This is a genomic window from Micromonospora sp. NPDC049151, from assembly GCF_040648395.1.
Lineage (GTDB): Bacteria > Actinomycetota > Actinomycetes > Mycobacteriales > Micromonosporaceae > Micromonospora.
On sequence record NZ_JBEZDP010000032.1, the window covers coordinates 1 to 17,504 of the forward strand.

Consider the following 17,504-nt stretch of genomic DNA (forward strand, 5'->3'; position numbering starts at 1 on the left):
CAGTTAGCCAGGGTCCCGTCGTTGATCCCCAGGTCACGCGCCACCTGAGCGATCGACTTACCCGTCTCCCGCACGATGCGCACCGCGCCCGCCCGAAACTCCGGATCGAACCGACGTCTCGTCTCAGCCATGAACCTCTATCCCTCAAGCTCCGGCCTCCACGCTACGAGGGGAACCGCAGCCCGAGTGTTAACAAGGGGCCCTTCCTCTGCCTGAGGCGTTAAGAAGGGGCCCTTCCTTCCCCCCGCCGGGGGCGGTGGATCAGCACGGCGGCGAGCACCGCGCCGGCGAGCAGCAGCCCCGCGCACCACGCCAACGCCCCCCGGTACGCGCCAGCGAGCGCCCCCTTCTGCTCGTACCCGGTGCCCGAGAGCCCGACCAGCAGCGGCAGCGCGGCCACCGCGAGCAGCCCACCGGCCCGGGAGGCGGCGTTGTTGAAGCCGCTCGCCACCCCGGCGAACCGGTCCGAGACCGCGCCCAGCACCGACGTGGTCAGCGGCGCCACCACGAGCGTGAGCCCGGCGCCGAACAGCGCCACGCCCGGCAGCACGTCCACCCAGTACGACGCACCCGGCCCGACCCGGCGCAGCAGCAGCAGGCCCACAGCGGCGATCACCGGGCCGACGGTGAGCGGCAGCCGGGGGCCGATGCGGGCCGACAGCGCGCCCGCGCGTGGCGAGCCGACGAGCAGCAGCACCGTCATCGGCACTGTGGCCAGGCCGGTGAGAAGCGCCGACCAGCCGACCACGTTCTGCAGGTAGACGGCGAGGAAGAAGGTGAACCCGCCGAGCGCGGCGTACACCACCACCGTGAAGACGTTCAGTACGGAGAACAGCCGGCTGGAGAACAGCCCGGTGGGCAGCATCGCGGTGTCCCCGCGCCGCCGCTCGACCAGCACGAAGACCACCACGGCGACCACTCCGAGCACCGCCGAGACCAGCACCGCCGGGGAGTCCAGGCCGCGCGCCGGGGCGTCGATCAGCGCGTACGTGACACCGCCGAGCGCCAGCGCGCCGAGCAGCGCGCCCGCCACGTCGAACCGTCGCCCGCCTCCGGTACGCGACACCTGCTCGTCGCGGCTCTCCGGCACCCAGCGCAGCGCGGCGAGCACCACGCCGACGGCCAGCGGCAGGTTGACGAAGAAGATCCATCGCCAGGAGAGGGTGTCGATGAGCCAGCCGCCGAGCAGCGGACCGAGCGCGGTGGACACTCCGGACAGACCGGACCAGGTGCCGATGGCCCGGCCCCTGTCGTCCGGGTGGAAGCTGGCCTGGAGCACCGACAGCGACCCGGGGGTGAGCAGCGCCCCGCTGGCGCCCTGGAGGAACCGGGCGGCGACGAGCCAGCCGGTGTCCTGCGCCAGCCCGCAGAGCACCGACGCCGCCGCGAACCAGACCACGCCGAGCAGGAAGACCCGCCGCCGCCCGAACCGGTCCCCGAGCGCGCCGCCGAGCAGCACGAACGCGGCGAGCATGAGCAGATAGCCGTTCACGGTCCACTGCAGACCGGCGACCGTGGCGTCCAGCTCGGCGCCGAGGCGCGGCAGCGCGACGTTGACGACAGTGCTGTCCAGGAACACCATGCCGGAGGCGAGGATCGCGGCGAGCAGCGTGCCGCGTCCGGCGGTGGTGCCGGTACGCAACGCGGGAGCGGGTGCTGTCACGTCTCACCACTCTGCCCGCCGCCCACCGTCGACGCCACGAATCGCGGAAACCGCCGCCGGGTACTGTGCGGACTCGCCCGGAGCACGCAAGCTGGAGAGGTGTCGTCTGTGCGTACGAGATCAGGAGCCCGAGCCGGACTGGCCGCCGCGCTGAGCGCGGTGCTCGCCCTCGGCGTGGCCGGCTGCGACGTGTCGGTCAGCGAGCCGGAGGCGCCGCCGAGCGCCTCCGGGAACGTGAACAAGCAGCTCGGTGAGCTGACAGTGGCCACCGCCGGGTCGATGAAGGGCTACAGTCGCTCCCGCTTCCCGCACTGGCGGAACACCGGCAAGAACTGCGACGTACGCGACAGCGTGCTGCAACGCGACGGCGAGGGCATCAAGCTGTCCGGCTGCAACGTGGTGGGTGGCCGGTGGGAGAGCGTCTACGACGGTGTGGTCCTGAACGATCCGTCGGGCGTGGACATCGACCACACCGTGCCGCTGGCCGCCGCGTGGCGCTCCGGCGCGGACGAGTGGGACGACTCGAAGCGCGGCGACTTCGCGAACGACCTGACCCGGCCACAGCTCATCGCGGTTTCGGCGCGGTCCAACCGGGCAAAGGGTGACCAGGATCCGTCCCAGTGGAAGCCGCCGAACAGGTCGTCCTGGTGTCAGTACGCGGCGGACTGGGTGACGGTCAAGCACTACTGGAAGCTGACTGTGACAAGCGCCGAGAAGGCCGCTCTCACCGACATGCTGGAGGGCTGCACATGGGCGAGCAAGCCGTGACGGGGCCGGACGCCACACCGACCACGCAGACGGGTACGGAACCCGCCGGCCCGGCCTCGGCCGGGATGACGGCGGACGGCCGGCAGCCCGAACCCGCCGACGTCTCCGGGGCGGGCATGGCCGCCGACGCGGTGCCTGGTGCGCCGGCCGGCGGCGCGCCGGGCGGACCGGCGGAACGCACCACTGACATCACCCCCGGTCCGGGCGGGGTGATGACCGACGAGGTCGGCGTGGTGACCGGCGAGTTGACGCTGCGCACCGAGCACGCCGACGGCCGGGTGACGCTGCGGGTGCAGTACAAGGACGCCGACGAGTGGTACGCGGTCACCGGCGGGTCAGCGCCGCTGGCCGACCCGGCCGCGCTGGACGCGGTGCACACGATCGCGGTGGGTCTGCTCGACCGCCCCGAGGGCTGAGTCCGGCGGACGCGTCGGCCCTCCGATCGAATGGGCCGACGCGTCCACGCGTCACGGGGTGGGGATGAGTTCGCCGGTCTCGCCCGGTGCCGCCCCGTCGTCCGGCCGGACCAGTTCCGGCTCGACCTCGTGCGGCCGGATCCGGCCGTCGGCGATGTCCTCCGCGTAGTGGCAGGCGACCCGGTGCCCGTCGAGCACCTCGCGCAGCGCGGGCCGCTCGTCGGCGCAGCGGGTGGGCTGGGCCCACGGGCAGCGGGTGTGGAACCGGCAGCCGGCCGGCGGGTTCGCCGGTGACGGGAGGTCGCCGGCGAGCAGGATCCGTTCCCGGCGGTCCTCCACCTGCGGGTCGGGCACCGGCACCGCCGACATGAGCGCCCGGGTGTACGGGTGCATCGGCGCCCGGTAGAGGTCGTCGCTGGACGCCTCCTCGACCAGGCCGCCGAGGTACATCACCCCGACCGTGTCCGCGATGTGCCGGACCACCGCCAGGTCGTGCGCGATGATCAGGTACGTGAGACCGCGCTCCTCCTGCAACTCGTCGAGCAGGTTGAGCACCTGGGCCTGAATCGACACGTCCAGCGCGGAGACCGGCTCGTCGGCGACGATCAGGTCCGGTTCGAGCACGAGCGCGCGGGCGATACCGATGCGCTGGCGCTGGCCGCCGGAGAACTCGTGCGGATACTTGCTCAGCGCCGACGCCGGCAGACCGACAGCGGAGAGCGCCTCGCGGAGCCGCTTGCCGACGGCCGCCTTGTCCTTCGCCAGGCCGTGCGCCTTGAGCCCTTCGACCAGCAGCGACTCCACCGACTGTCGGGGGTCGAGGCTGGACAGCGGATCCTGGAAGATCATCTGGATCCGGCGGCGGATCCGGCGCATCGGCTCGTCCTTGAGTGAGCGGAGGTCCGTACCGTCGAAGACGATCTCGCCGTCGGTCGGCTCGACCAGCCGCAGCAGGCCCCGGCCGAGCGTGGACTTTCCGCAACCCGACTCGCCCACCAGCCCGTACGTCTCGCCCCGGTTGATGGTGAGCGAGACTCCGTCGACGGCGTAGACCTGCCCGATGGTGCGGTCGAACAGGACGCCGCTCTTGATCGGGAAGTGGACCTTGACGTCGCGCAGTTCGACCAGAGGTCCGGTCGACTCGGTCGGCTCGGTCACGGAACCGCCACCTCCTCGGAAACGGGGTTGTTGCAGCGCAGGTCGCCGCCGTTCGCGGTGGGCTCCAGCGGCGGGGTCCCGTCCAGGCAGGCGTCCACCACGTTGTCGCACCGGGGAGCGAACGCGCAGCCCTCGACCCACGGAATGTTGTCGGCCACCGAACCACGGATGGCGTGCAGCCGCTCGCCGCGGGGCGAGTCGAGCCTCGGCACGGAGTTGAGCAGTCCGTGGGTGTACGGGTGCCGCGGCCGGGCGAACAACTCGTGCCGCTCCGCCCGCTCGACGATCTTGCCGCCGTAGAGGACGTTCACCGTGTCGCAGAGGCCGGCCACCACGCCCAGGTCGTGCGTGATCATGATCAGCGCGGTGCCGGTCTCGTCGACCAGCTGCTTGAGCAACGTGAGGATCTGCGCCTGGATCGTCACGTCCAGCGCGGTGGTCGGCTCGTCCGCGATCAGCAGCCGTGGCTTGCAGGCCAGCGCGATGGCGATCAGCGCGCGCTGGCGCATGCCGCCGGAGATCTGGTGCGGGTATTCCTTCAGTCGCCGCATCGGGTCCGGGATGCCGACCGCGTCGAGCAGTTCCCGGGCCTCCTTGAGCGCCACCTTGTGGTCCATGCCACGGTGCCGTTCGAGCACCTCGGCCACCTGGATGCCGATCGGGATCACCGGGTTCAGTGAGGAGAGCGGATCCTGGAAGATCATGCCGATGTCCCGGCCACGCCGGTCCCGCAGGTCCTCCGGCCGCAGCTTCAGCAGGTCGGCGCCGTCGAAGTTGACCTCGCCGGTGACCTTGTTGCCGCGCTTCGGCAGCAGGCCCATGATCGCCAGGCTGGTGACGCTCTTGCCGCAGCCGGACTCGCCCACCAGGCCGACCGTCTGCCCCGGCTCCACGCTGAAGCTGACCTCGTCGACGGCGGTGAACGGCCGCTCACCCTTGCGCTGGAACACGACGCTCAGGTCGCGTACGTCGAGCAGGCTCATCGGGTCACTTCCTCACCGTGCCGCACGTATGTCCACATCGCCGTCACCGCCGGCTCTTCGGGTCGATCGCCTCGCGCATGCCCTCGCCCAACAGGGTGAAGCCGAGCGCCACCACGATGATCGCGGCGGCCGGGAAATAGGCCAGCTCGGGCCGGACCTCGAAGTAGCGCTGACCGTCCACACCGAGCATCAGGCCCCACTCCGCCCGGTTGATGTCGGGGTCACCGAGGCCGAGGAAGGACAGCGACGCGGCTTCCAGGATCGCGGTGGAGAGCGTCAGCGTCGCCTGCACGATCACCGCCGTCATCGCGTTCGGCAGCATGTGCCGCAGCACGATCGCCCCACGCTTGACGCCCAGTGCCCGGGCAGCCAGCACGTGGTCGCTCTCCCGCTGGGCGAGCATCGAGCCGCGTAGCAGCCGGGCGAAGATCGGCACGTTGACGATGGCCACCGCGAGGATGACAGTCCATTGGCTGGACCGGCTGGCCAGGGCCACCAGGCTGATCGCCAGCAGCAGGGCGGGCAGGGCCAGCATCACGTCGGTGAAGCGCATGAGGATGTTGTCGACCCAGCCGCCGAACGCGCCGGCGATCGCACCCACCAGCACACCCAGGATCAGCCCGATCAGCGTGGCGAGCACGCCGACGAACAGTGTCTGCCGGCTGCCGTGGATCATCCGGGACAGGAAGTCCCGGCCGAGCGGGTCGGAGCCGAGCGGGAAGTCGCTGCTGGCCCCGGGGATGTTGTCGACGGTCAGGTTCTTGGTCAGCTCGTCGAAGCGCTGCGCCGGGTCGTGTGGTGCGAGCAGCGGCGCGAAGATCGCGACGAGCACGAAGAGCGCCACGATCGCCGCGCCGACCATCGCGGTCGGGTTGCGGCGCAGCCGGCGGAGCGCGTCCCGGACCAGGCTCACCCCGCCCTTCTCGGCGGTGGCCTGAGCCAGCTGCTCCAGCCGGGCGCGCTTGCGCTCGCCGAGCCGGTCCAAGCCGCGGGGCAGGCTACCCTCGGGCTTCTCGGTGACGGCCGACGGGTCCACGCTCTCGCGCGGGGTGCCCACGACGGGCCGGGTGATCGGATCGCTCATCGCACACGCACCCTGGGGTCGATGAAGGCGTAGGAGAGGTCGACCAGGAGGTTGACCAGCACGAATACCAGCGCGGCCAGCAGGATCAGCGCCTGCAGCACCGGGTAGTCGCGGCCGCCGCTGATCGAGTCGTAGATCAGCGTGCCGAGCCCGCCCCAGTTGTAGACCCGCTCGGTGAGCACCGCGCCGGAGAGCAGCGCACCGGTCTGCAGGCCGATGGTGGTGACCACCGGCAGCAGCGCGTTGCGCAGGATGTGCCGGCCCCGGATCGTACGGTGCCGCAGACCCTTCGCCTCGGCGGTGCGGACGAAGTCCTCGTTGAGCACGTCGAGCACGCTGGCCCGGGTGATCCGGACGACGACCGCGAGCGGGATGGTGGCCAGCGTGATCGCCGGCAGGATCAGGTGCCACAGCGCGTCGCCGGCGGCGTCGAACTCCCGGGTGAGCAGGCCGTCCAGCACGAAGAAGCCGGTCACGTCGGTGTTGTCCAACCCGGTGCTGATCCGGCCCGACGGCGGGAACATGTGCATGTTCTGGGTGAAAACGTCCTTGAGCAGATAGCCCAGGAAGAAGATCGGGATCGAGATGCCGAGCAGGGTGCCGCCGATGCTCAGGTTGTCGAGCAGCCGGCCGCGGTGGCGGGCGGCGAGGTAGCCGAGCGGCACACCGAGCCCGATCGCGATGATCATGGCGGCGGCGGCCAGCTCGACGGTCGCCGGGAAGGCACGGCCGATCACCTCGGTGACCGGGTCACCGCTCCGGATCGAGTTGCCGAAGTCGCCGGTGATCAGCCGCTGCATGAACTTCGCGTACTGCACCAGGATCGGCTGGTCGTAGCCCAGCGCCTTGATCAGCAGCGCGCGGCGCTCCGGCGTGGCCCGCTCACCGAGCAGCGCCTCGACCGGGCCACCGGGCAGGTTCCGCAGCCAGACGAAGACCAGCGCGGACAGCCCTATCAGGGTCACCACCAGCTGGAGCAGGCGGCGAACTATGACTCGCAACATCTCTCACACACCAGATTCTCGGGTTGAACAGCGGGTCGGCCCGGGCCGGGAGCGAGCGCCCGGCCCGGGCCGATTCCGCGTGGAACGTCAGCGGTGGATGTCGCGTCAGCCGACGCTGACGGTGTTGAACCGCTCGTCGGTCAGCGGGCTGGCGACGAGGCCCTTGACGTCCTTGGTGACCACGATGGCCGGCGGGGCGTGCCAGACCGGCACGGCCGGCAGCCACTTGGTGGCGATGTCGCGGTTGACCTGCTCCCAGGCCGCCTTCTTGGCGTTCTCGTCGACCGTGGCGTCGGCCTTGGCGATGGCCTCGAACATGTCGGTCATGCCCGCCGCGCCGAACTCGACCTTCGCGCGGCCGAAGAACGTGCCGACGAAGTTGCCCGGGTCGTTGTAGTCGCCGGTCCAGCCGAGCAGGTGGAGGTCGTGCTTGCCGAACTGCTGCACGTCGTCCTTGTAGCCACCGTTCCACGGGCGAGCCACACCGTTGACAGTGATGCCGACGGCCTTCAGGTCGTTGGCGAGGACGGTGAAGATCTCCTGCGGGTTCGGCATGTACGGCCGGGACACGTCGGTCGGGTAGTAGAAGTTGAGCGTCAACTTCTCCGCGCCGGCCTCCTTGAGCAGCTGCTTGGCCTTCTCCGGGTTGTAGTCGTACTTCTGCACGTCCGGCGCGTAGCCGAGCACGCTCTCCGGCATGAACTCGTCGGCGACCTTGGTGCCACCCGGGCCCTTGGTCTGGACGAGCTGCTGACGGTTGAGGGCGTAGGCGATCGCCTGCCGCACCCGCAGGTCCTTCAGCTTCGGGTTCTTCTGGTTGAAGCCGAGGTAGAGGATGTTGAACGCCGGGCGGTCGAGGACCTGGAAGCCCTCACCGGCCAGCGCCTTGCGGTCGGCCGGGGCCGGGAAGTCGATGCCCTGGACGGTGCCCGCCCTCAGTTCCTGCTTGCGGGTGTTCTCGTCCTTGATGACCTTGATGATCAGCTTGTCGACCTTGGCCTTCTCGCCCCAGTAGTCGGCGTTGCGCTCCAGGGTGATCTCACCCTTGCTCTTGTCCCAGCCCACGAACTTGAACGGGCCGGTACCGACCGGGTGCTCGCTGGCGAACGCGCTGTACTCGAAGGAGTCGCCGTTCTGCTTGACCGTGTCGGCGTCGTACTTCTTCAGCGCGTCAGGGCTGGCGATCGAGAGCGCGGTGAGCGCGAAGGCGCCCGGGAAGGCACCCTTGTACTTGTTCATCGTGACGACGGCGGTGCCCTCGTCCTTCGCCTCGCACTTGTTGTAGATCGGGTCGCCGGTACCCTCGGCCTCGTTCTTGGCGAAGCCGCCGAAGACGTCCGAGTAGTAGATCATCTGCGACTGGGCGGCAGCGCCCTTCATGTTGAACCAGCGGTCGAAGTTGAAGCAGACCGCCGCGGCGTTGAAGTCGGTGCCGTCGTGGAACTTCACGCCCTTGCGGAGCTTGAAGGTCCAGACCTTGCCCTCCGGGTCGTGCTCCCAGCTCTCCGCCAGGGCACCCTGCAGATCGGCGGTGCCGGGCTTGTTCTGCACGAGGGTGTCGTACATCTGGCGGATCGGCCGGAAGGTCTCGCCGTCGTCGTTGAAGATCGGGTCGAAGTTCTTCGGGTCCCCGGCACCGGCGAAGACGAAGGTGCCACCGCTCTTGGCCTCCCCACCGCCTTCTTCCCGGTCGCTCTTGGCGCAGCCGGACGCACCGACCGCCAGGGCGGCCGCGGCCGCGAGGGCCACGGCCGTTTTCAGCCTGCTCGCCTGCATCTCTCACCTCTGTGTATGCGCATGTGTACACGCCGAGCTGTGACTCAGTCCGTGTGCGGGAGGTTATGGCATGTCACAGAGAAGAGGAACGGGCGAGGGGCAATCGCTATCAAGCCGACACCTTCGCAAGGTTTCCTCACCGGACGGTGGCGCGTATCGACCGGCGCTCATCGGCGCGGGAGCGGTAGCCCGGTGGCGGGAGGACACGCCGCCCACCACCAGGCCACGGCATCAGACCGCGCGGCGCCCCTCGAAGGCCCGGCCCAGCGTGATCTCGTCGGCGTACTCCAGATCGCCGCCGACCGGCAGTCCACTCGCGAGCCGGGTCACCGCGATTCCCATCGGCTTGACCATCAGCGCCAGGTAGGTGGCGGTCGCCTCGCCCTCGGTGTTCGGGTCGGTGGCGAGGATCAGCTCGCGGACCGTCCCGCTGCCGAGGCGGGTCATCAGCTCACGGATCCGCAGGTTGTCCGGCCCGATGCCCTCCAGCGGATTGATCGCGCCGCCGAGCACGTGGTAGCGCCCGCGGAACTCGCCGGTCCGCTCGATCGCCACCACGTCCTTCGGCTCCTCGACCACGCAGAGCACCTCGTCGGAGCGCCGTGGGTCGCGGCAGATCCGGCACTGCTCCGACTCCGCCACGTTGTAGCAGGTCGTGCAGAACCGGACCAGGTCCTTGACCTTGCGCAGCGCGCCGGCCAGACGGTTGACGTCGGCCGGATCCGCCGACAGCACGTGGAACGCGATCCGCTGGGCACTCTTCGGGCCCACGCCCGGAAGCCGGCCCAGCTCGTCGATCAGATCCTGGATGGCACCCTCGTACATCTGCCGGCTCAGAACCCGGACAGGCCGAGGCCGCCCATGCCGCCCGCGACCGGGCCCATCTTCTTCTCGGTCAGCTCGCGGGCCGCCTCGGCGGCGTTGTGCACCGCGGCGACCACCAGGTCCTCCAGCGTCTCGACGTCCTCCGGGTCGACCGCCTTCGGGTCGATCCTGATCGCCTTCAGCTCACCGGTGCCGGCGACCGTCGCGGTGACCAGGCCGCCGCCGGCGGTGCCGGTCAGCTCCGCCTCGGCCAGCTCGGCCTGGGCCTTGGCGATCTGCTGCTGCATCTTCTGCGCCTGCTTCAGCATCTGCTGCATGTTCGGCTGTCCACCTGGGCGCACGGACCGCTCCTTCTTCCACTCGTCTGCTCGGCCGCGCCCAGCCTAGTCGGGCCACGGCACCGCTGAATCGCGGTCGACGCGCGCTCAGCGCGCGTCCACCTCGTCGATCTTCTCCGCGCCGAACGTCTCGCGCAGCAGCTGCACCGCCTGCTCCTCGCTCGACTGCCGTGCCGTCCGCTCGTCGATCACTTCGTCGAGCGGCTCGTCACCCGGATCGAAACCCTCGTAGGCGGGCGCCGCCACCGCCGCGCCACCGCCCCGCACCGGGCCGTCGAAGTCCGGGTCGTAGGGCGGCTCGCCCGCCCACTCGGCATCGGCCGTCTTCCGCGCCGGCTGCGCCGCGCGCGGTCCCTTGCCGGGACCACCGCCCGCGGCGGCCGCCGCCGCTGCCGCACGCGCCGCCGCGATGGCGCTGTTCTTCGCCCCACCGCCCGCGGATCGCGGCCCACCGGCGGGTGCCGGCACCGTCGCGGGTGCCGCCGGCTCGGGTACGACGACAGGCGCGGTGGCGGTCGCCGTGCCCCCGCCCGGACGGGCCGCCGCCGGCCAGTCCCCCCCGTCGCCGGTGCTCGCCGAGGCGGTGCCGGTGGTCGAGGCCGTGCCGCCGGGGCGGGCCGGCTCCGGCCAGTCGTCCTCGCCGGCATGGTCCACGGCAGGGGTCGCCATCGGCCGGGGCGAGGCATCAGGCGATCCCGCGCCGGCACGACCCGCCGCTCCCCCGGCCTGGCTTCCCGCACCTCGGTTGCCGGTGGCCGGGTCGCCTGTGTCTCGGCTACCGGTGGTGCTGCCCGGGCCGGACACCGGCTGTCCCGGGGCGCCACCGGCCGCATCACGTCCGGCGACGCTGGAGTCCGGGCGACCGGGCGCGGCGTGGACCGAACCCGGGCGGCCCGGGCCGGTGTCGGAGCCGGGACGGTTCGGTCCCGCGTCGGCTACGGCCGAGCGGCCGTCAGCGGTGCCTGCCGCCCCGGAGTCCGGGCGACCGGACGCGGTGTCGGACGCCGGGCGGGTCGGGGCGCTGTCGGACGCGCTGCGGGCCGGTGCGGCGTCGGCCTGCGCGCGACTCGCTCCGGACGGGCGGGACGGGCCACCGAGCGAGGCCGCGCCGCGCTCGCCGGCCACCTCGCAGCGGATCTGCCAGCGCCCGCCCAGCTCCTCGTAGAGCGCGTCGGTCAGCACTGCGGCGTGGTCGGCCATCATCTTCGCCAGCACCGTCGACTTCACGGTCAGCACCAGCGTGTCGCCGTCCAGGTCGCGTACCACCGCGTCACGCATCAGCGCGGCGATCCGCTTGTTGCTCCGGTTGACCTTGCCGACCACCTCGGACCAGACCCGGCGCACGGCGACCGCGTCGAGCGCGCCGGGATTCGCCGCGCCGGGGCGGGGCGGTTCGGGCGTGGCCGGGTCGGGCATCACCGCGGACGGCGGTACCGGGCGTCGGGCAGCGGCCGGACCGGAGGTCGTCGAGCCGGCGGCGGCCGGCGCCGGAAATCCGGCGTCCGTGCCGGGGTGAACTCCGGCGGGCGCTTCGGTCGCCAGGGCGGGACGCGGGCCGGACTCGGCAGCGGCCGCGCCGGAGTCGGCTGTCGCACCGGCCGGGGCGGGACGGGAGCCGGTAGCCCCGGCGGCAGAGGCGGGACGGGAGCCGGGTGCGGTGCTCCGGGCGCCTACCGCAGCCGCGGCGGCGGCCCGTGCGGCGGCGGCCCCGGTCGGGGCACCGGCAGCCGCCGGCGTGCCGGCGGTGTCCGGCTGGATCGCGGCGGCAGCCGCGCCCGGGGCGGGAGCCGCTTGGCGTACCCCAGGGGTCTGGGTGGGGTGCGCGGAGCCGGCGGCGGCCGGCGGCAGCTCGGCGCCCCCGAGCGTCAGCCGGCGCTCCATCCGTTCCAGGCGCTGGAGCAGGCCGCCGGAGGAGTCGTCAGCGCCGGGCAGGAGCATTCGCGCGCAGATCAGCTCCAGCAGCAGCCGGGGCGCCGTGGTGCCGCGCATCTCGACCAGGCCGTTGTGCACGATGTCGGCGCAACGGGACAGCGTCGCCGGGCCGAGGCGCTGCGCCTGGGCGGCCATCCGCTCGATCTGGTCGGCCGGGCCGTCGATGAGGCCCCTGGCGGCGGCGTCCGGCACCTGCTGCAGGACGATCAGGTCGCGGAGGCGTTCCAGCAGGTCGGAGGCGAAGCGACGCGAGTCGTGCCCGGCCTCGGCGACCCGGTCGACGGTGGCGTACGCGGCGGCGCCGTCACCGGCGGCGAGCGCGTCGCACATCTCGTCGATCAGCGCGGCGTCGGTGACCCCGAGCAGCGCGGCGGCCCGGGCGTAGTCGACGCCCTCCGGGCCGGCGCCCGCGATGAGCTGGTCGAGCACGGAGAGGCTGTCGCGCATGCTGCCCCCGCCGGCGCGCACCACCAGCGGGAAGACCGCCGGCTCGACCTTGACGCCCTCCGCCTCGCAGAGCTGCTCCAGATAGGGGCGGACCACCTTCGGCGGGAACAGCCGGAACGGGTAGTGGTGGGTCCGCGACTTGATCGTGCCGAGGACCTTCTCCGGTTCGGTGGTGGCGAAGATGAACTTGACGTATTCCGGGGGCTCCTCGACCAGCTTGAGCAGCGCGTTGAAGCCGGCCGACGAGACCATGTGCGCCTCGTCGATGATGTAGATCTTGAAGCGACTGCGGGCCGGGGCGAAGAACGCCTTCTCGCGTAGCTCACGGGCGTCGTCCACACCACCGTGGCTGGCCGCGTCGATCTCGATCACGTCGATCGAGCCGCCACCGTCGGGAGCCAGCCCGCGGCACGAGTCACACTGCCCGCACGGCTCGGGGGTGGGGCCCTGCTCGCAGTTGAGGGAGCGGGCCAGGATCCGGGCGCTGGAGGTCTTGCCGCAGCCCCGCGGACCGGAGAAGAGGTAGGCGTGGTTGAGCCGCCCGCTGCGCAGCGCCTGCGACAGCGGCTCGGTGACCTGCTCCTGGCCGATCATCTCGGCGAACGTGCGCGGCCGGTACTTGCGGTAAAGGGCCAGTGCCACCCGTCCCGCCTCCTCTCGACCGAGCCATTCTGCGCCGGTCGGCCCCGGGTGACCACCCACCACCCCGTGACCCGACCCGCAGCGACGTTACCCGGCCCGGGAGACAGAAAGGCCTCCCGTGCACCCGGCAGAGCTCGCTTATCCTTGCTGCCTTCCGGCCCTGGGGAGGTTCACGAGGTACCGCCGCACGGGAGGTGACGCCAAGCCTACCCGAAGGGTTGTGGATCTTCCGGGAGGGTGGGGTGGCCCGTCGTCGCGGGACCTGTATCCTGGCTCGCGGAGGATTCGCCTAGAGGCCTAGGGCGCACGCTTGGAAAGCGTGTTGGGTTCACACCCTCACGAGTTCGAATCTCGTATCCTCCGCTCTCTTGAGCAGCACGAACGGAAGGGCCGGCCCCGTCAGGGACCGGCCCTTCCGTTCTGTCTGCGATCGATTTCGTTTCAGCGGATTCCGACGGCGAGCTGCGTGTTGACCTGACGCACCTGACTCGGCAGCGTGAACAGGTCAACCAGCACTCCGACGAACAGGAGGCCACCGGTGAACAGGTAGAGCAGGCCCCGGCCCGTCTTTCCGAGGTAGAACTGGTGAACGCCGAAGACGCCCAGCAGCAGCCAGAACAGGTAGGCGAGGCCCAGCGACTTCTGGCGAACCTGCACGAGTACCGGCTGGGGCGCGGCAGCTCCCTGAGACATATCAGCTCCTAAAGTAGGCATGGTGGCGGGCTCGGGTCGCACCGATGCACACGACGCTAACCGTGAAGATCAACGACAGGGTGGTCCCGCCCTTCCGGAGCTCGTCGGCGCGCCTCAGCTGCCGCCCAACTGGTCCCGTCGCCGCCTCAGGTACGCCGTCTCCGCGCTGTTCCCCGCCGACTCGATCGCCCGGTCGTACGCCACCCGCGCCTCGGTGCCACGGCCGAGCCGGCGCAGCAGCTCGGCGCGCGTGGCGTGGTACGCGTGATAACCGTCCAGCGGAAGCCCGTCCACCTCGGCCAGCGCCACCTGCGGCCCGTCCAGTTCGGCGACCGCCACCGCCCGATTGAGCCGTACGACCGGCGACGGGTCGACGCGTACCAGATGGTCGTAGAGCGCGGCGACCTGCGACCAGTCGGTGTCCCGCGCGTCGCGGGCGTCGGTGTGCACGGCGTTAATGGCGGCGAGGATCTGGTAGCGGCCCGGTGGGCGGCCGGCAGCGATGCACGCGCGGACCAGGGCGTGTCCCTCGGCGATCAGCTCACGGTCCCAGGCGCTGCGGTCCTGCTCGGCCAGGACGACGAGTTCGCCTGTCGCGGAGACCCGGGCGGGCCGGCGGGCCTCGGTGAGCAGCATCAGCGCCAGGAGTCCGGTGGCCTCGTCGTCGTCGGGCAGCAGCGTACGGACCAGCCGGGTGAGCCGGATCGCCTCGGCGGTCAGGTCGGCCCGGACCGCTTCCTTGCCCGGGTCGGAGGCGAGGTAGCCCTCGTTGAAGATCAGGTACAGGACGGCGAGCACGCCGCTGACCCGGGACGGCAGGTCGTCGCGGGACGGCACCCGGTACGGGATCCCGGCCGCCTTGATCTTCGTCTTGGCCCGGGTGATCCGCCTGCTCATGGCGGCCTCCTGGACCAGATAGGCCCGCGCGATCTCCGGCACTGTCAGCCCGCCGACCAGGCGCAGCGTCAACGCCACCCGTGCCTGGACGGCCAGCGCCGGGTGGCAGCAGGTGAAGATCAGGCGAAGGCGGTCGTCGTCGATGACACCGAGCGGTTCCGGGGCGTCGGCCAGCATCAGCGCCTCCCGGTGCTTGTCCTCCCGCCGGCTCTCGCGACGGATCCGGTCGACAGCCCGCCGGTACGCGGTGGTGGTGAGCCACGCGCCGGGATTCGGCGGTACGCCGTCGGCCGACCACCGTTCGACGGCTGCGGCGAACGCCTCGGCGGCCATCTCCTCGGCCACGTCGAGATCGCCGATGCGCCGGGCGAGCGTGGCGACCACCCGGGCCCACTCCTCGCGGTGGACCCGGGTGAGCGCCTCGCCGACGCCTGTCACGCGCCCAGGAACGGCCGCAGCTCGACCCGCCTGTTGCACCGCTGCGACGCCAGCGCGGCGAGCGGCAGCGCCACGTCGAAGTCCGGCGCCTCGATGATCCAGAACCCGCCGACGTACTCCTTCGTCTCCACGTAGGGCCCGTCGGTGAGCAGCGGGCTGCCGTCCCGCGCGTCCACGACAGTCGCCGTCTCCGGCGCCGCGAGCCCACCGGCGAAGACCCAGTGGCCGTCGGCTCGCAACCGCTCGTTGAACTCGCCGATCGCGGCCATCTCCGCCTCGGTGGCCGAGCCGGTCGTGTCGTCGAGTACGGAGATCAGGTACTGCGCCATCGGTTCCCCTTCCACTCTCGTCGGCCGCCGCCCGGGCCGCCGTCACCCCGGCTACGAACACCGCCACCCCGATCCGACAGCCTCCGAGGAGGTCGATCACACAATCCTCGTACGTGGCACGTCAAAGCTCTCGTCCTAGTCATGACCGGTTATGCGTTGCATGTATAACCGAAAGTCACTGAGCGGGTTGAATAAGTGAGTGATCGCGGAATCGAGGCCGAGCAGGTGTGCGCGTTGCGGCGCCAACCTGGCTGCCGACAACGACTCGGGACGGTGCGCTCCCTGTCAGCGAGCGGAGCGGGACCGCATCGTCGCTGCTCCCGAAGTTCCACCCAGCTTCTGGTCCCATGAACCGCTTCGCCATGCGCTTGCGGATCGGCACCTCGGTCGCGTTGTCCGCGCCTACCGTCACCATCCCTATCACGGGCGACAGCCGCTGCCGCAGGCCACGGTCGCCGGCTGGTTCGGGATTACGCAGGCGCAACTGAGCCGCATCGAGAACGGACCGGCGGTGGTGCACCTCGACCGACTGGCGCACTGGGTCCGCGTGCTGCGGATACCCGCGCATACCTTGTGGTTCCGACTACCGGCCGCGCCAGGCGACACCTCCGTGCCAGCCGATGTCGTGGAGGTGGGTCCTCAACTGATCCGCGCACTCCGGTCCGCAGATCGTCAGGTTGGCGGCAAGAACCTCTACAGCACTGTGCTGGCGCACCTCGCCACCTTCTCCAGGCCGACAGGTCGTCCTCCTGCCATGTCCTCGCAGGTGCTCATGGCGACCGCTGCCCTGCACGAGATGGCCGGTTGGATGGCACACGATTCCGGTGACAGCACGACGAGTAGACGGCACTTCCTTGACGCCTTGGCGCTCGCCGTCGACAGCAGAGATGCGCTGCTGGTGGCGCAGGTGCACGGAAGCCTGAGCCACCTCGCCTGCCACGGTGGAAACGCGGGGGCCGCGATCTCACATGCCAGCGACGGGCTCGCGGCCGTCGCCCAAGAGGACGCCGGTGCTCTGATACGCGCCCGTCTTCTTGCCTTGCAGGCGCGCGGTCTCGCCGCAGCGGGTCTCACCGCCGACTGCCACGCTTCCCTTCAGCGGGCCGAGTCCGCCTTCGCGGAGGCGGCACCTGCACCCACCGAATGGCTGAGTCCATTCGACCGCACCTCGTTCGATATCGAGTCGGCACGTTGCCTGCTTCGCCTCGGTGACGTCACGGCCGCTCTTCGCATCCTCAACGGCAGCGTCGCCGAGCGGCCGGGCGGCCGGGTCCGGAGTCAGGCGCTCGCCCGGATGCTCCTGGCCACCGCGCTCGTCGGGCAGGCCCGGATCGAGGAGGCGTGCGACCTGACACATCAGACCGTCGATCTCACCCATGGTCTGGGCTCGGCCGTCGTCCTCGACCAGCTCAGACATCTCGCACTGCTGCTGCGGTCGCATGCCGTCCGGTGCCCGGACGTGCCACAGCTTCTGGACCGGCTTCGCGACACCATCCGGGAGCGGAGATGGGTGGCGCTGCCGCTGCCGACGGGGTGAGGACAGCCGACAATCGTCGGTATGGCCGACGAGCGTCCCCTGTACGAGCGAGATCCGGCAGCCTGGCAGGCCCACCTCGCCGAGGGCAACGCGCGGCAGCCCCGGAAGCGGGTGGGAGCCGACATACTGCTGCGCAACGGTGACGGCGACGTCCTGTTGGTGGATCCGCGCTACAAGCCGGACTGGGACCTGCCGGGCGGCATGGCGGAGGCGAACGAGCCGCCGCACCTGGCCGCCGAGCGGGAGGTACGCGAGGAGTTGGGTCTCGAACTGCGCGTCGGACCGTTGCTGGTGGTGGACTGGGTGGCACCGCACGGCCCGTGGGACGACAGCCTGATGTTCATCTTCGACGGCGGCGCACTGCCGCCCGCCGAGCCGTTGAAACCGGCTGACGGCGAACTGGCCGACGCTCGATTCGTTGCGCTCGCTGATGCGCAGGCGTTGCTTCGCCCGTACGTTTGGCATCGGCTGCGTCACGCGGTGGCCGCGCTGAGCGACGGACGCCCGAGGTACCTGACCAACGGAATCACCTGAAGCCGTCGTACACATGTTCCATCCACAGCCTGTGGACGCC

General features: G+C 71.0%; 17 protein-coding genes, 1 tRNA gene and 1 other RNA gene. 5 read left to right on the top strand and 14 right to left on the bottom strand.

Features of this window, described 5'->3' with window-relative positions:
* Positions 1 to 131 (bottom strand): transposase (locus AB0B20_RS26795; RefSeq protein ID WP_357389579.1); only part of this gene is annotated, 131 nt, incomplete at its 3' end.
* Between the two features lie 89 nt (positions 132 to 220).
* Entirely contained in the window at positions 221 to 1,663 is a 1,443-nt protein-coding gene (locus AB0B20_RS26800) for an MFS transporter (RefSeq protein WP_357474429.1), read from the bottom strand.
* Between the two features lie 108 nt (positions 1,664 to 1,771).
* Between AB0B20_RS26800 and AB0B20_RS26805 the strand changes: the two genes are divergently transcribed.
* On the top strand, positions 1,772 to 2,431 hold the full coding sequence (locus AB0B20_RS26805; RefSeq protein ID WP_357389509.1) for an HNH endonuclease family protein: 660 nt from the start codon (positions 1,772 to 1,774) through the stop codon (positions 2,429 to 2,431).
* A complete protein-coding gene (locus tag AB0B20_RS26810; RefSeq protein WP_357474432.1) occupies positions 2,413 to 2,847 on the top strand; it encodes a hypothetical protein in 435 nt (144 codons plus the stop codon). Before AB0B20_RS26805 ends, AB0B20_RS26810 begins: the two co-directional genes overlap by 19 nt.
* 51 nt (positions 2,848 to 2,898) lie before the next feature.
* Here the strand turns inward: AB0B20_RS26810 and AB0B20_RS26815 are convergent, their stop codons facing one another.
* The 9 genes from AB0B20_RS26815 to ffs all read right to left on the bottom strand — a co-directional run bounded on the left by AB0B20_RS26815 (position 2,899) and on the right by ffs (position 13,233).
* Positions 2,899 to 4,005, bottom strand: coding sequence for an oligopeptide/dipeptide ABC transporter ATP-binding protein (locus AB0B20_RS26815; RefSeq protein ID WP_357474435.1), 1,107 nt, complete (start codon positions 4,003 to 4,005; stop codon positions 2,899 to 2,901).
* On the bottom strand, positions 4,002 to 4,988 hold the full coding sequence (locus tag AB0B20_RS26820) for an ABC transporter ATP-binding protein (protein ID WP_357389515.1): 987 nt from the start codon (positions 4,986 to 4,988) through the stop codon (positions 4,002 to 4,004). Before AB0B20_RS26820 ends, AB0B20_RS26815 begins: the two co-directional genes overlap by 4 nt.
* A gap of 43 nt (positions 4,989 to 5,031) precedes the next feature.
* Positions 5,032 to 5,973 (bottom strand): ABC transporter permease, encoded by a 942-nt coding sequence (locus tag AB0B20_RS26825; protein WP_357389581.1) that lies wholly within the window; start codon positions 5,971 to 5,973, stop codon positions 5,032 to 5,034.
* Between the two features lie 95 nt (positions 5,974 to 6,068).
* Positions 6,069 to 7,076 (bottom strand): ABC transporter permease, encoded by a 1,008-nt coding sequence (locus AB0B20_RS26830; protein WP_357474438.1) that lies wholly within the window; start codon positions 7,074 to 7,076, stop codon positions 6,069 to 6,071.
* Positions 7,077 to 7,181: 105 nt separating this feature from the next.
* The gene (locus AB0B20_RS26835; protein ID WP_357474441.1) at positions 7,182 to 8,852 is read right to left on the bottom strand and encodes an ABC transporter substrate-binding protein; all 1,671 of its coding nucleotides are present in this window, start codon (positions 8,850 to 8,852) and stop codon (positions 7,182 to 7,184) included.
* Positions 8,853 to 9,083: 231 nt separating this feature from the next.
* A complete protein-coding gene (recR, locus tag AB0B20_RS26840) occupies positions 9,084 to 9,677 on the bottom strand; it encodes a recombination mediator RecR (RefSeq protein WP_357389521.1) in 594 nt (197 codons plus the stop codon).
* An 8-nt stretch (positions 9,678 to 9,685) separates the two neighbouring features.
* Positions 9,686 to 9,994, bottom strand: coding sequence for a YbaB/EbfC family nucleoid-associated protein (locus AB0B20_RS26845; protein WP_357389583.1), 309 nt, complete (start codon positions 9,992 to 9,994; stop codon positions 9,686 to 9,688).
* A gap of 108 nt (positions 9,995 to 10,102) precedes the next feature.
* A complete protein-coding gene (locus tag AB0B20_RS26850; protein WP_357474446.1) occupies positions 10,103 to 13,036 on the bottom strand; it encodes a DNA polymerase III subunit gamma and tau in 2,934 nt (977 codons plus the stop codon).
* A 107-nt stretch (positions 13,037 to 13,143) separates the two neighbouring features.
* Positions 13,144 to 13,233: signal recognition particle sRNA small type (ffs, locus tag AB0B20_RS26855), an RNA gene on the bottom strand.
* Positions 13,234 to 13,314: 81 nt separating this feature from the next.
* Between ffs and AB0B20_RS26860 the strand changes: the two genes are divergently transcribed.
* A tRNA-Ser gene (locus AB0B20_RS26860) sits at positions 13,315 to 13,399 on the top strand.
* A gap of 78 nt (positions 13,400 to 13,477) precedes the next feature.
* On the opposite strand, the gene AB0B20_RS26865 is transcribed toward AB0B20_RS26860, so the two are convergent.
* From AB0B20_RS26865 to AB0B20_RS26875, 3 genes are all read right to left on the bottom strand, one after another.
* Positions 13,478 to 13,729 (bottom strand): TM2 domain-containing protein, encoded by a 252-nt coding sequence (locus tag AB0B20_RS26865; protein WP_357389525.1) that lies wholly within the window; start codon positions 13,727 to 13,729, stop codon positions 13,478 to 13,480.
* 114 nt (positions 13,730 to 13,843) lie between these two features.
* Positions 13,844 to 15,064 (bottom strand): sigma-70 family RNA polymerase sigma factor, encoded by a 1,221-nt coding sequence (locus AB0B20_RS26870; protein WP_357474449.1) that lies wholly within the window; start codon positions 15,062 to 15,064, stop codon positions 13,844 to 13,846.
* A complete protein-coding gene (locus AB0B20_RS26875) occupies positions 15,061 to 15,393 on the bottom strand; it encodes a YciI family protein (RefSeq protein WP_357474452.1) in 333 nt (110 codons plus the stop codon). The genes AB0B20_RS26870 and AB0B20_RS26875 overlap by 4 nt, the downstream gene beginning before the upstream one ends.
* Positions 15,394 to 15,592: 199 nt before the next feature.
* On the opposite strand from AB0B20_RS26875, the gene AB0B20_RS26880 reads away from it, so the two are divergent.
* Both AB0B20_RS26880 and AB0B20_RS26885 read left to right on the top strand, forming a co-directional pair.
* A complete protein-coding gene (locus AB0B20_RS26880) occupies positions 15,593 to 16,930 on the top strand; it encodes a DNA-binding protein (protein WP_357474455.1) in 1,338 nt (445 codons plus the stop codon).
* 21 nt (positions 16,931 to 16,951) lie between these two features.
* On the top strand, positions 16,952 to 17,464 hold the full coding sequence (locus AB0B20_RS26885; RefSeq protein WP_357474458.1) for an NUDIX hydrolase: 513 nt from the start codon (positions 16,952 to 16,954) through the stop codon (positions 17,462 to 17,464).
* Positions 17,465 to 17,504 lie beyond the last annotated feature (40 nt).